Origin of the sequence: Galactobacter caseinivorans (genome assembly GCF_003640665.1) — a bacterium.
GTDB classification, from domain to species: domain Bacteria; phylum Actinomycetota; class Actinomycetes; order Actinomycetales; family Micrococcaceae; genus Galactobacter; species Galactobacter caseinivorans.
On the sequence record NZ_QQXL01000004.1, the window covers coordinates 44,195 to 57,302 of the forward strand.

Genomic DNA, 13,108 nt, shown 5'->3' on the forward strand with positions numbered 1-13,108 from the left:
CCATGGCGCTCTATCTAGACTTTGCCGCGCACTCAGATGTTGGAAAGGTGCGCAAGAAAAACGACGACTCGGGCTATGCCGGGCGTTATTTTGCCGTGGTTGCCGACGGCATGGGAGGGCACGTGGGTGGCGATGTCGCGTCCGCGTCCACCGTGTTGGACCTGGTGCACCTTGACCGCTCCGACGTCGAGGATCCGGCCACCATGCTGGCGGATGAGATCCAGTCGGCCAACATCATCCTGAACGAGCTGGTGGATCAAAACCCCAAGCTCTCTGGCATGGGCACCACGGTCACCGCGCTGCTCTTGACCCGGGATCGCTTCCGCTACGCGCACATCGGCGACTCGCGCGCCTACCGCCTCAAGGACGGCGTCTGGGAACAGATGAGCCGCGATCACACCTTCGTGGAGAAGCTGCTGGAAGAGGGCCGGATCACCGCTGAGGAAGCCAAGGTGCATCCGCACCGCAACGTGATCATGCGGGTGCTCGGCGACTCAGACGCCTCCCCCGAGCTGGATCTCTTTGAGTACCCGGTGGAACCGGGAGAGCGGTGGATGCTCTGCTCGGACGGCATCAACGCCGTGGTCCCTGAGGAAGAGACCGAGCAGATCATGCGGGACTCCGCGACGGTCCGCGAGGCCGCGGACCGCCTGGTGGAGCGCACGCTGGAGCTCGGCTCCCCGGACAACGTCACCGCTGTGGTGGTTGAGGTGCTGGACGACGCTGCGACGCCACCTTCGCTTGACCTCAGCGCACTCCCCGAGGACCCCTCCCCTGATACGGCGCAATTGCGTGTGGCCGCGGACGGCGACTTGGAGGCCAACCGCGCCATCCTGCGCCACGACATGGCCAACCGCCCCCATGAGCTGGTGGGCGCTGCCCTGCTGGCCACCGAATCCGGCCAGCTGGCCATCGTGACCCAGCGCTCTGGCGAACGCCGAGCGGCCGCGCTGCTCAATCACAAGACGGCTCAGGAGGAAACGCAGAGCGTTGCCACGGACTCCGAGCTGCTCACTGACGAGCCGCCTAGAAAAAGACGCGGCTGGATCCTCCCTGCCATCCTGGTCGTCTGCGTGGCAATGCTCGCTTCCGTCCTCTGGCTCGGCTACTCCTGGACCCAAACCCGCTACTACGTCGGAGTGAATGACGGCAAGGTGGCGCTCTTCCAGGGTGTCTCCCAGGACCTTGGCCCGCTCAAGCTCTCCCACGTGGATGCCCAGACGCAGATCCCCCTTGACGCGTTGCCCGCCTTCACCCAGTCCGGCCTCAACTCCGGCATTCCCGGGGATACCCGGCAGGAGGCCATGGAAACGCTGGCTCAGGTCCTGACCACGGCCAAGCAGAACTGCGACGTGACCGCGCCCGGGGCCGCGCCCAATGGGGCCACCACGGAAGAGCCGGCCTACTGCACCGAAGAGGTGCCCCAGTGACCTCCATGGCACCCCCCGCTGCCCCGGCCGGCGGCTCCGGCCGTGCGTCCAAGCCGGTCAAGGTGAAGCCCCAGCGCGCCAAGCGCAATCTGGAGCTCTTCCTGATGATCCCGGCCCTTGGTGTGGCGGCGCTCGCGGACTTCCTGGTTTCCGCCTCACCGGTGGCGCCGGCAAACGATACATCCTGGATCACGCATATCTTGGTGATGGGCCTGCTCGGCCTTGGGATGAACATCTCCCTGCGCATCTGGGCTAAATATGCCGATCCGTTCATTCTTCCGATCGTGATTGCACTCAATGGCATTGGGCTGGCCATGATTCACCGCCTGGACCTTGGCGCGGCCAAGGCCACCACGGTCGCCACGTCTCAGCTGCTATATACCGGACTGGGCATGGCTTGCGCCGTGATCATCCTGTGGGCCATCCGGGACCACCGCATTCTGCGCCGCTTCACCTACATCTGGCTGGCGCTCTCCGTCTTCTTGCTGATCCTGCCGCTGGTCCCGGGCATTGGTCGCGAGATCAACGGCGCCAACATCTGGATCAAGCTTGGCCCCTTCTCGGTCCAACCCGGCGAGTTCGCCAAGATCACTCTCGCGTTCTTCTTTGCCTCCTACCTTGGCTCCAAGCGAGACCTGATCCTGCTGGCAGGCAAGAAGATTGGCCGCCTGCAGTTCCCCCGCCTGCGCGACATGGGCCCCATGCTGGTGGCCTGGCTGGTGGCCCTGGCGGTCCTGGTCTTCCAGAAGGACCTGGGCTCCGCCCTGATGTTCTTTGGCCTGTTCATGGTGATGATCTACGTCGCCACCGGGCGCATTTCCTGGATCGCCATCGGCTTGGTCTTTGTGGCCGCCGGCGGCACCTTCGCCATGATGTTCATGGGCCACGTTCAGCGCCGCGTTCACGTGTGGCTGGACGCGCTTGATCCCACCGTCTACCAGGCCACGGGCGGTAGCTACCAGATTGTCCAGGGCCTGTTTGCCATGGCCAACGGCGGCCTGCCCGGCACCGGCTTTGGCGAGGGCAAGCCCAACAGCATCCCCCTGGGCAACTCGGACATGATCTACGCCTCCCTCGGCGAGGAGCTGGGCCTGATTGGCCTCAGCGCCATCGTCATGTTGTTCCTGCTCCTCATCAGCCGCGGCATCCGCGCCGCCCTTGGCGCGCGGGACGGCTTTGGCAAGCTGCTGGCCACCGGCCTCAGCTTCATCCTGGCGCTGCAGTTCTTCATCGTCACCGCCGGCGTGCTGCGCGTCATGCCCCTGACCGGGCTCACCACACCCTTCCTCTCCGCCGGTGGCTCCTCGCTCCTGGCCAACTGGGTGCTGATCGCCATCTTGCTCATGATTTCTCACAACGCCCGCCGCCCCTCCACCGGCGGCGGCACCCTCTCCACTCAAGAACAGGGCATGATCGACCGCCACTTGAAGGTCTCCACGGATTCGGCCCTTGACGCCACTCCGGACTCCACCCAGCGCCTGGGAGGTGAGACCTCGTGAACCAGGCCATTCGACGCATCTGGGTCGCCGCCGTCGTGCTGCTGACCATCATTCTTGGCGCCACCACCTACGTGCAGTTCTTTGCCGCAGACGCCCTGAACAACAACGCCCTCAATAGCCGCCAGCTGCTGGCCAACTACGGCAACCCGCGCGGCGCCATCCTGGCCGGGGGCAAGCCCATCGCCGAGTCCGTGAAGACGGACGGCGGGCAGTTTGACTACAAGCGCGTCTACAACGACCCGGAGCTCTACTCCGGCCTGACCGGGTACTACAGCCTGGGCAGCGGGTCCACGCAGCTGGAGTCCTCTTTGGAGTCCACCCTCGCGGGGACCTCGGATAATCAGTTCTTTGACCGCCTCTCCAACCTCTTTACCGGCACCGCAGATCAGGGTGCCAACGTGGAGCTCACGATTGACCCCAAGATCCAGAAGGCGGCTTACGACGCGCTTCCGGATGGCAAAAAGGGCTCCGTCGTGGTGACCAATCCCAAGACTGGTGAGATCCTGGCGATGGCGTCCAAGCCCACCTTTGACACCAATCTGATGGCCGTGCAGTCCTCCGCCGAACTGGCCAAGAACCGCACCAAGCTCAACTCCACCCCGGGGCTGCGCATCGCCACCAACCAGTCGGTGTATGAGCGCGTGTCCCCCGGGTCCACGTTCAAACTCCTTGACCTGGTGGCCGGCTTTGAGACCGGGGACTTTGCCGCGGATGGCGAGTATGACAACTCTCCGAAGTGGACTCCCCCTGGCACCAACAAGATGCTGGGCAACTTTGACGGCGGAACCTGCTCCAGCCAGCCCGGCAAGGCCTCGCTGAAGTTCATCGTGGCTCAGTCCTGCAACACCCCCTTTGGTCAGGCCAGCCAGAAGATTGGCCAGGACAAGCTGCGGGAGGTGTCGGAGCGCTTCGGTTTTAATGCCAAGCCGGACTGGCTCGGGCTGGCGCCCACGTCCACCTCCGTGTTCCCCAAGGAGCTCAACGACGCGACGCTGGCCTACTCCTCGCTTGGACAGTTTGATGTGCAGGCCACCACGTTGCAGATGAACATGGTGGCCATGGGCCTGGCCAATGACGGCAAGCTCATGAAGCCCCAGCTGGTCAAGCAGGTCACGAGCCCCAATCTGCAGGTGCTCCAGGGCTACAAGGCCGAGGAGTACAAGACGGTCACCACCGCCAAGATCGCCAACGACATCACTGACTTGATGCGCGGACCGGTGGAATCCGGTACCGCCATGAAGGCCAAGGTTTCCGGTGTGGATCTTGCAGCCAAGACGGGCACGGCGCAGATCGGTAATACGAACCGCGTCCATGCCTGGATTACCGGGTTTGCCCCGGCAGATGATCCAACGGTGGCCATCACGGTCAACGTGCAGGACCTCCCCTATAGCGAGACGCACGGTCTCACGAGCACGATCATGAAAAAAGTGGAAGAGGCGGTGTTCAACAAGTGAGACCCACGAGCGGCAACTCCCTCGGCGGCCGGTATCAGCTGACCGACCGGATCGCCATTGGAGGCATGGGTGAGGTCTGGAAGGCGCTCGACGACGTCCTTGGACGCGTCGTGGCCATCAAGATCCTCAAGGAGGAGTACACGGGTGATCCCGGCTTCCTTGAGCGCTTCCGAGCAGAGGCACGCCACACTGCCTTGTTGAACAACGACGGTATCGCCAACGTCTTTGACTACGGCGAGGCTGACGGCTCCGCGTATCTGGTCATGGAGCTGGTTCCTGGCGAGCCCCTCTCCACCATCATTGAGCGCGAGCGCGTGCTGACCCCGGACTTCACCCTGTCCGTGATCGCCCAGACCGCCCGCGGCCTGGCCTCCGCCCACGTGCGTGGGCTGGTGCACCGCGACGTCAAGCCAGGCAACCTGCTCATCATGCCCAACGGCAAGGTCAAGATCACCGACTTTGGCATCGCCCGCCTGGCAGACCAGGTTCCGCTCACGGCGACCGGACAGGTGATGGGCACCGCCCAGTACCTGGCCCCGGAGCAGGCCACGGGCCAGAACGCCACCGGCCAGTCTGATCTGTACGCGCTGGGTGTCATCGGCTACGAGTGCCTCGCAGGCCGCCGCCCCTTCTCTGGCGAGTCCCAGATCGCCATCGCATTGGCGCAGGTCAACGACCGCCCGCCGGCGCTTCCGGATTCCATCCCGGAGCCGGTGCGCGCCCTGGTGCTGTCCATGCTGGCCAAGGATCCGGCTGACCGCCCCGCGGACGCAAACAAGCTGGCCCTGGCCGCTGACGCGCTGCGCTCCGGGCGTGTTCAGGACGCCACCAACGCCGTTCCAAGCATGCTTGCGCTGATGGCGGCCGGCGGCGTGGCGACGCAGGCCATGACCACAGCCAATGACATGCCCACGCAGTCCACCCAGGCCCTCTCCGCCCAGGCCGCACCGCGGACCAGCGCCTTGCCGATGCTGCCGGCGGAGGACGAGCCCTCGCTGGCGGCCACGGCCCGTTCAGGGCAGTACTCGCAGTCGGGGATGGACCCGGATGATGAGTTGGACCAGAACGAGCCCAAGAGCAAAAAGGGACTCATCTGGGGCATCGTGGCCGCGGCCGCGTTGGTCTTGGTGATCCTGGGCATCATCTTTGTCCCCATGTTGACGGGAAACAAGGAAGAGCCGAGCAGTTCCGCTCCCCCAGCCTCCTCGTCCTCCTCGTCCTCCTCTAGCCAGTCAGAGAGCTCCTCCTCGTCCTCCTCTAGCCAGTCAGAGAGCTCCTCCGCGCCCACCACCGAGTCCAGCTCGGAACCGGAGACCTCTGCCACGGAGGAGAGCGAGGAAGGGACCTTGATCCGCGGTAGCGACTACATTGGGCGCCCCTTCGAAGAGGCCCAGGCCGAGCTGGAGGGGCTGGGCTACACGGTGACCACGCAGGCCACCGCAACCAGTCAGCAGGTGGACGAGGGCACGGTCATCAACATCAGTCCCAAGGGCCGCCGGGTCACCACGAGCACGCCGATTGTGCTGTACTACGCCATTCCGGCGCAGACGCAGGAGCCCACGGAGACGAGCGAGACGCCGGAGAGCTCTGAGCCCCCGGAGACTCAGAGCACCCCGCCCACCACGAAGTCCTCCAGCGAGAAGGCTGGGGAGAATAATTAACTTCTTCAGATCCACGTTGCCAGGAGGTGACACGTGAGCGACCAGTCGAATGGACGCCATACCGACGAGGGCCGTGATGAGACGGGCGCCGCAACGCCCCGCCAGCGGGTCCTCAACGATCGCTACGAGCTCGGCGACCCCATCGGTCGCGGAGGAATGGCGGACGTGTGGCTGGCTCGCGACCTCCTCCTTGGCCGCGACGTGGCCGTGAAGATTTTGCGCTCCGATTTGGCAAGGGACCCCGTGTTCCAGGCCAGGTTCCGACGCGAGGCAAAGGCCGTAGCCGGGCTCAACGACCACGGGATCGTGGCCGTGTATGACACGGGCGATACCGATGTGCTGATGCCGGGTGAGGTGGTCCCGCTCAAGGTTCCCTTCATCGTCATGGAGTTTGTGCGTGGACATACGCTCAAGTCGCGCCTCTCCGGTGGTCCGCTGCCCGCACAGGACGCGGTCAACGCGACCCTGGGTGTGCTGGCGGCACTGAACACCAGCCACGCCCAAGGCATTGTTCACCGCGACATCAAGCCCGCCAACGTGATGATCACGGAGGCCGGGACGGTCAAGGTCATGGACTTTGGCATCGCCCGAGCCTTGGCGGATTCAGCGGCCACCATGACGCAGACCCAGGCCGTGGTGGGCACCGCGCAGTATCTCTCCCCGGAGCAGGCGCGCGGGGAGAGCGTGGACGAGCGCTCGGATCTGTACTCCACCGGCTGCCTGCTCTTTGAGCTGCTCACGGGCCGCCCGCCGTTCATCGGCGACAGCCCGGTCTCTGTGGCGTACCAGCATGTGGGCGAGATCCCGCAGGCCGCCTCCTCGCTGAACCCCACGGTCACCCCTCAGCTCGACGCCGTGTTGGCCCTTGCGCTGACCAAGGACCGGACCCAGCGCTTCCAGACGGCAGATGAGTTCTCTGCCGCCCTGCGCGCCGCCCAGCGTGGCGAGATGCCCGCGCAAGGCCAGGACTCTGCCCTGGACGCGACGCAGGCTGTTCCCCTGGCCGTCGGCGCCGCTGGCGCCCCGACCGAGCAGTTCCAGGGCGCCTATCAGGACCCTCAGACCGGCTATCAGCCCGCCGTGGATGAGACGGGCCTGCAGCCCGCCATCCTGCGTCAGTCCCAGGAGGATGACGACGACCTCGAGGAGGTGCGCAGCCGCAAGACGCTCATCTGGGTGGTCTCGCTGGTGCTGGTCGCCATCATCGCGGTGGCCGGCGTGTTCTTCTTCCGGTGGCTCGCGGACGAGCGCGAGCGCAATGCCCTGGTGGAGATCACCTCTTTCTCCGGCCAGACCTCGGCGCAGGCCGAGCAAAAACTCAAGGAACTAGAACTCAGCCCCTCAGTTGAACTGGCCTTCTCCGACACCGTGAAAGAGGGGGAGGTCATCGACACCGACCCCGTGGCGGGTCAGAAGGTGAAGAAGGGCAGCCAGGTCACGATTCACGCCTCCAAGGGACCTGCCAACGTCAAGATCCCCAAGGACTTGAGCGGCAAGACCGTTGATGAGGTGAGGACCACCCTTCAGGGCCTGAACCTCGAGGTGGCCCCGCAGACGCGGGAGGTGGAGGACGCCAAGGTGGAGAAGGGCCTGGTGGCCGGCACCGACCCCAAGGAGGGTAGCTCCGCGGAGAGCGGTTCCGCCGTCACGATCCTGGTCTCCAAGGGCCAGGTCAACATCCCCTCGGGGCTGGACGGCAAGACCGAGGAGGAGGTGCGCAAGGAGCTCACCGACCTTGGCCTGGTGGTGGACAAAAAGGTCACCACGGTGGACAACTCGGACATCGCCAAGGGATTGGTGGTCACGACTAATCCCGCCCCCGGCTCCAAGATCAAGGTCGGCGGCAAGGTGAAGCTCTCGGTCTCCAAGGGCGAGACCAAGATTCCGGAGGACCTGGTCGGGAAGTCCGTGGACGAGGCCACCAAGTCGTTGAACGACGCCGGATTCAACTCCATCACCATCGAGCGCGTGGATGACAAGGCGGATAAGGATGAGGTCCTTGCCGTCACGCCAAAGAGCGGCGAGACCTTGGGAATCGACGAGCCGGTGACCCTCAAGGTCTCCAATGGTCCCAAGACCGTCACCATGCCCTCCGTGCTCGGCATGACAAGTCAGGAGGCCAGCGACTTGCTGCGCAACACCGACAACTACGGCCTCGAGGTCCAAATCACCGAGGTGGATCAGGACACCACCAAGCCGGGACAGGTGCTCGCTCAGAGCGTCCCCTCAGGCGAAGAGGTGAAGCAGGGTTCATCGGTGACCCTCACGGTGCAGAAGCCGGCCGAGGCACCGGAGGAGTAACACCTACCCAGGCGCCCGCCCGGCCCCGGGCAGGCGCCTGGGTAGGCGCCTGGGGTTATGGCTCGCGCCGAATGAGGGGCGACAGTGCCCCGGCCCGCTCCCCAGCGGCGTCGAGCCCTAGGGTCTCAAGCCAATTGCCCAGCATCTGATAGCCGCCATCCGTCAGCACGGACTCGGGGTGAAATTGCACGCCCCACAGCGGTGCGGTGCGGTGGGCCAGGCCCATGATCACCCCACCCTCGGTGCTGGCAATCACCTCCAGCTCGGCCGGAACCGTGGGCGGCTCCACGGAGAGCGAGTGGTAGCGGGTGGCAGTAAACGGGTCGCTCACCCGCGCAAACAGCGGATGCCCCTGGTGGCGCACCAGCGACGTCTTCCCGTGCATCAGTTCCTCCGCGTGGGAGACCACGCCCCCAAAGGCCTCGGCCAGCGCTTGGTGGCCCAAGCAGACGCCCAGCATGGGCTGGGAGGTAGCGGCGCTGTGCCGAATCACGTCGAGGCAGACCCCGGCGCCCGCGGGGTTGCCGGGGCCCGGGGAGACCAGCACGCCATCATGCTCCTCCATCAGCGCAAGCACCTGATCCAACGGAAGATCGTCGTTGCGGATCACCGTGGTGTGCGCGCCAAGCTCTCGCAGGTAGCCCACCAGGGTGAAGACGAAGCTGTCGTAGTTATCGATCACCAGGACTGTGGTGCTCATGCGGTGGCCTCGATGTGGGTGGGCGTGCCCGTCAGGGCGTGGGGCGCTGCGGCGGCGTCGATGGTGGACTCGGTCCACGGGGAGAACTGGTTGGCCCAGGGGAACACGAAGTTCATGAGAACCAGCACCACGAAGGCGATGAGCAGCAACGTCTGGATGATGCGGATCCAGAGCGGGCCGGGCAGGTGGCGAAAGATCCAGGAGTACACGTCAGCTCTTCCCTCCGGGGACGGTCTTCTTCACCAAGTCGGCGATCTCAGAGGGAGCCGCCTCACCGACCGGCGCAAACTCTGTCTGCTTCATGTGCGTGATCATCCGCATGGAGGTGCTGAAGGGCGGATCACAGGTGGTGAACGTGAGCAGGCTGTCCTTGGGCTCCGCCTGGGGGTCCCCGGGGACCGGGAGGATCACGTCTGACCGGCTGGGAGGCACAATCTGCGTGTTCTGGAAGGTATAGGTGTAGATGCCTTCCTTGGTCTGGATATACGCCTTGTCGCCATCGGCCAGCTTGTCCTGATCCCAGAACACCTGTCCGTGCGTCTGGCGGTGCCCAGCCAACGCCACGTTGCCCTTCTCCCCCGGCATCTGCGTGGAGGCGTAATGCCCCACGCCCACCGTGTCCAGCACCTCCATGCTTGTCCCCTCCGCGATCGGCTTGGCATAGGCCCCGCCGTACCGTGGAACGTAGAGAATCCCCCAGGTCTCGCCCTCAATCGGGATCACCCGATTCTTGGCTCCTGGCTCTGCTGCCGGGGCCTTCCATTCCTGGGTGATGGTGGTCAAGGCGTTCTTCTGAACGCCCTCCGCTTCCAGGTTGGTCCACCACAGCTGCCAGGCCACAAAGAGCAACAGCAGCACGCCGGCAGTCAGCAGGAGCTCGCCGAAGCCTCCCACGATGATCGAAACAGCGCCGCGGCGAGGCCTCTGCCCTGCTCTATGGCTGGATCCCACGTGTATCTCCCTGTGCGTGGCGTGGCGGACGGTTAGACTAAACCGTGATCCCGCGCGCACGCGGGGTCGGTCCAGCCTATCGCCCGTCGCCCCCATACCGGGGTCGCAGGAGGAAACCGTGCCCGAGTCGAAGCCGTCCCGCCCCTCTGAGTCCGCAGACTCCGACCTGGAGAAGATCGGCAACCCCGCCAAGCGCGCAAGCGCCGCGGAGGAGCGCGAGCTGCAGCGCCGCAAGGCCGCCAAAGCGCAGGAATACAGGCCGGTCCCGGTCTGGTACAAGGCCATCATGTTCGGCCTCATGATCCTTGGCCTGCTGTGGATCATCACCTTCTACGTCGCCAGCCTCGTGGGCGTCCAGATCCCCATTCCCGGCATCGGCAACGCGAACATCTTCGTCGGCTTCGGCATTGCCCTGGTCGGCTTCATCATGATGATGGGCTGGCGGGACTAGTTTTCCGGCGCCGAGTGCGCTGTCACTTGCTGCGAAGGGACCTCGGGCTTCACGCCGGGGTCCCTTCGCCGTTCCCTGACGTCGCCCGCTGACGCATCGCGCGCCGTCGGGCAGTGTATTCTGGAGTCTTACCGACGCGGCGTCGATAACTGTTGACGCACCACCACAGCCAGCGGGCACCACGCCCCAAGGAGCCCCACATGCCCACGCCAGCACCCGCGCAAAGCGCCCCCGCCGCGCTCTCCCCCAAGCGCCTCTACGGCTTCCTTGCCCTGGCGGAGATGGTCACGTGGGCCCTGCTCATCCTGGGAATGGTGCTCAAGTACTCCGGCGTGAGCCAGGCCTTTGTGCCCGTGTTTGGCATGATCCACGGCATCGTCTTTGTGGCGTACTGCGTGGTGACCGTTTTTGTGTGGATCGACGGCCGCTGGAGCCTGGGCCGCGGCCTGCTTGGCCTGGCGTCCGCGATCATCCCGTTCTGCACCTACCCGTTTGAGCGCAGCATGGACCGGCGCGGGCTCCTCGGAGCGCAGTGGCGCCTGCGAGCAGGCGGCGAGGCACCCTCCAGCCTGCCAGAGAAGCTGCAGGCCTGGGCGCTGCGCAATCCGTGGCTCGCGGTGGTCCTCGGCGTGGTCCTGGTGGCCGCAGTGGTCACCGTGCTGCTGATTCTTGGCCCCCCAGTCCCCAAGGGCTAAGCCCCCGCCGCTCTACCCCTGGGACGCGCGCTTGCGCCGGACGTAGATCCGCTTGCGATAGCGCGCCACCACGGTGCCATCCGGCGCCGTCAGCTCGGTCTCAAACCAGCGCAGCACCTTCTCGCCTCCCTCAGCTTGGGCTCGTAGCTGCTCCAGTTGCTCCTGGCTCACGCTAAAGGTCGCATGTATGGCGCGGCGGCCCGGAGAGACGAACTCGATCTCGCCGGCCTGATCCCACACCACGTAACCGGGACCAAGGCCGCGCAGGACCAACAGCATGAACCACGGATCCGCCATGGAAAACAGCGAGCCGCCAAACTGGGTGCCCACATAGTTGGCGTTCAGCGGCGAGCGGCGCAGACGCACCCGCACGCTGCGCCATTCCGGGTCAATATGCTCCACCACAACGCCCGCTCCCAGGAACGGCGGCCAGATGTTCATGCCCCACTTCAGCGTGCGCGGCGAGCCAAGCACCTCGCTCCACGCGCCGGAGCTGGCGTGGCGGACGGTGCTGGCCGCCTTGGAAACGGGTGCGGGAAGGCGCAGGCCTGCCCGACGGCGCGTGGGTGCGTTCATGGCTTCACGGTACGTGACGCTACTGGTCAGTAACAAACGACCCGGCCGCGGGCCATGGTGTCTTCAGCACCGTTTCCTTTAGTACCGCTTCATGGAGACGCCAATGCGCACCGGCTTGAACCCTACCCGTTCATAGACGCCGTTGGCGCCCGTGGGGCTCGCAGCATCCACTCCCAGGTCCACGCGGTCCATGCCGGCCCGCTTGGCCGCCCGCACCACGTCAGCCAGCAACTCGGTGGCCAGGTGACGACCCCGCGCCCTGCGGCGGGTTCCCACCAGCGCGACGTAGAGCTCACCCGGCTCCCACTCCTCGGAGAGGATGTAGGCGTCCACCGCATCCAGCGGGTCAAGCGCGGGATCCACCGCGATACGGGAGAGCTCAGAGCGATTCACACGGCGACTCCGGAAGCTTTCCCACCGCTCCCGCGTGCTCTCACTGGAGCCCCAGTGGTCCCTGAAGGCTTCATTGTGGGCCAGGCGCACCGCCTCCGAGTCATTGTTGGAGCCGGAAAAGGCGGGGATTCGCCCGCGGGGGTCATCCTCTGTCCTGCCGCTTGGATCACTCCACTCATCCAGCACCACGCGCATATCCGTGAACCAGCGTGCCGCCTCAAAGCCCAGGTTGCTCAGGAGCTCCGCCGAGTCAGAATCCTCCTCGCGGCCCCACGCCTCCAGCGCCGGAGTCGACTCTGGGAACTTCTCCTGCGCCAGGCCGCGCCCATGGAACATGCCCCAGGTCACCAGCGCTGTGCCCACGCCACGCTTGCGGTACTCCGGGTGCACGCCTCCGCTGACGTGAACCCGGATCTCCCCGTCTCGTGGGGCCCCGCTCAGGTAGACCGTGACCCAGCCGATGAGGGTGCCTTCAACCTCCACCACGCGAATGTCGCGCTCCCGCTCCAGTCCGGGCGTCTCCCACTCCTCCAGGAGGTCCTCCACCGTCTGCTTCTCGTCGGTGTCATCCACCACGGCCAGCAGCGTGGCAAGCTCCGCGAGCGCCTCAGCGTCCTCCAGCGTCGCCGGGCGCAGGGCATGCGCCCCCATCGTGCCCTGCCGGCCCGGGTCATGCTCGCCCGGGTCTTGCGCTCCCGCGCCCTGGGAGGACGAATCCTGCGCGCCAAGATCCTGCGCGTGAGCATCCGGCCCGGTCATGTCCTGTTCCTTCATGTCCCGCTCAGTCACGTCCGACTCCTGAACTGTCGTGGTTGGGCTGCGCCTGTCTTGGCTGCGCCCCGTCCCTCTTGGCTGCGCCGCGTCTGTCTTGACTGCGTAGTCATCGCTGCGGGCTGGTGCCCACCGTGCGCCGGCGAGGGGCGAACCACTCCCCCTACAATGATTGATGTTTCCCAATCACAAGGCGCTAGCCCAGATTAGCCCATCTTGTCCCCAG

Annotated in this window: 12 protein-coding genes; 7 read left to right on the forward strand and 5 right to left on the reverse strand. The window is 65.5% G+C overall.

Features of this window, described 5'->3' with window-relative positions; genetic code table 11:
- The first annotated feature begins 2 nt into the window (after positions 1 to 2).
- From DWQ67_RS07440 to pknB, 5 genes are read left to right on the forward strand one after another with little or no spacing between them, the layout of a single operon-like run.
- Positions 3 to 1,430 carry a PP2C family protein-serine/threonine phosphatase gene (locus DWQ67_RS07440; protein WP_121484980.1) on the forward strand — a complete coding sequence of 476 codons (1,428 nt, stop codon included), beginning with the start codon at positions 3 to 5 and terminating at the stop codon, positions 1,428 to 1,430.
- Between the two features lie 5 nt (positions 1,431 to 1,435).
- The gene (locus tag DWQ67_RS07445; RefSeq protein ID WP_121485190.1) at positions 1,436 to 2,929 is read left to right on the forward strand and encodes an FtsW/RodA/SpoVE family cell cycle protein; all 1,494 of its coding nucleotides are present in this window, start codon (positions 1,436 to 1,438) and stop codon (positions 2,927 to 2,929) included.
- A complete protein-coding gene (locus tag DWQ67_RS07450) occupies positions 2,926 to 4,383 on the forward strand; it encodes a penicillin-binding transpeptidase domain-containing protein (RefSeq protein WP_121484981.1) in 1,458 nt (485 codons plus the stop codon). The genes DWQ67_RS07445 and DWQ67_RS07450 overlap by 4 nt, the downstream gene beginning before the upstream one ends.
- On the forward strand, positions 4,380 to 6,044 hold the full coding sequence (locus tag DWQ67_RS07455) for a protein kinase domain-containing protein (RefSeq protein WP_121484982.1): 1,665 nt from the start codon (positions 4,380 to 4,382) through the stop codon (positions 6,042 to 6,044). The genes DWQ67_RS07450 and DWQ67_RS07455 overlap by 4 nt, the downstream gene beginning before the upstream one ends.
- A 33-nt stretch (positions 6,045 to 6,077) precedes the next feature.
- Entirely contained in the window at positions 6,078 to 8,345 is a 2,268-nt protein-coding gene (pknB, locus tag DWQ67_RS07460; protein WP_121484983.1) for a Stk1 family PASTA domain-containing Ser/Thr kinase, read from the forward strand.
- A gap of 55 nt (positions 8,346 to 8,400) precedes the next feature.
- Here the strand turns inward: pknB and DWQ67_RS07465 are convergent, their stop codons facing one another.
- From DWQ67_RS07465 to DWQ67_RS07475, 3 genes are read right to left on the reverse strand one after another with little or no spacing between them, the layout of a single operon-like run.
- Entirely contained in the window at positions 8,401 to 9,045 is a 645-nt protein-coding gene (locus tag DWQ67_RS07465) for an anthranilate synthase component II (RefSeq protein WP_121484984.1), read from the reverse strand.
- Complete coding sequence (locus DWQ67_RS07470; RefSeq protein WP_121484985.1) at positions 9,042 to 9,254, reverse strand: hypothetical protein; 213 nt, start codon at positions 9,252 to 9,254, stop codon at positions 9,042 to 9,044. Before DWQ67_RS07470 ends, DWQ67_RS07465 begins: the two co-directional genes overlap by 4 nt.
- Before the next feature lies 1 nt (position 9,255).
- A complete protein-coding gene (locus tag DWQ67_RS07475) occupies positions 9,256 to 9,996 on the reverse strand; it encodes a class E sortase (RefSeq protein WP_199712666.1) in 741 nt (246 codons plus the stop codon).
- Positions 9,997 to 10,114: 118 nt separating this feature from the next.
- Here DWQ67_RS07475 and DWQ67_RS07480 point away from each other — a divergent pair, with 118 nt between their 5' ends.
- Complete coding sequence (locus DWQ67_RS07480) at positions 10,115 to 10,447, forward strand: cell division protein CrgA (protein WP_233555974.1); 333 nt, start codon at positions 10,115 to 10,117, stop codon at positions 10,445 to 10,447.
- A 200-nt stretch (positions 10,448 to 10,647) separates the two neighbouring features.
- Positions 10,648 to 11,142 (forward strand): DUF3817 domain-containing protein, encoded by a 495-nt coding sequence (locus DWQ67_RS07485; RefSeq protein ID WP_121484986.1) that lies wholly within the window; start codon positions 10,648 to 10,650, stop codon positions 11,140 to 11,142.
- Positions 11,143 to 11,154: 12 nt separating this feature from the next.
- Here the strand turns inward: DWQ67_RS07485 and DWQ67_RS07490 are convergent, their stop codons facing one another.
- Positions 11,155 to 11,718: a DUF4442 domain-containing protein gene (locus DWQ67_RS07490; RefSeq protein WP_121484987.1), complete on the reverse strand. Its 564-nt coding sequence runs from the start codon at positions 11,716 to 11,718 to the stop codon at positions 11,155 to 11,157.
- Positions 11,719 to 11,796: 78 nt separating this feature from the next.
- A complete protein-coding gene (locus DWQ67_RS07495; RefSeq protein WP_121484988.1) occupies positions 11,797 to 12,900 on the reverse strand; it encodes a GNAT family N-acetyltransferase in 1,104 nt (367 codons plus the stop codon).
- Positions 12,901 to 13,108 lie beyond the last annotated feature (208 nt).

Coding starts and splice junctions, on each gene's coding strand:
- DWQ67_RS07465 (WP_121484984.1), bottom strand. CDS start 9,045: ATGAGCACCACAGTCCTGGTGATCGATAACTACGACAGCTTCGTCTTC.
- DWQ67_RS07440 (WP_121484980.1), top strand. CDS start 3: ATGGCGCTCTATCTAGACTTTGCCGCGCACTCAGATGTTGGAAAGGTG.
- DWQ67_RS07485 (WP_121484986.1), top strand. CDS start 10,648: ATGCCCACGCCAGCACCCGCGCAAAGCGCCCCCGCCGCGCTCTCCCCC.
- DWQ67_RS07445 (WP_121485190.1), top strand. CDS start 1,436: ATGGCACCCCCCGCTGCCCCGGCCGGCGGCTCCGGCCGTGCGTCCAAG.
- DWQ67_RS07490 (WP_121484987.1), bottom strand. CDS start 11,718: ATGAACGCACCCACGCGCCGTCGGGCAGGCCTGCGCCTTCCCGCACCC.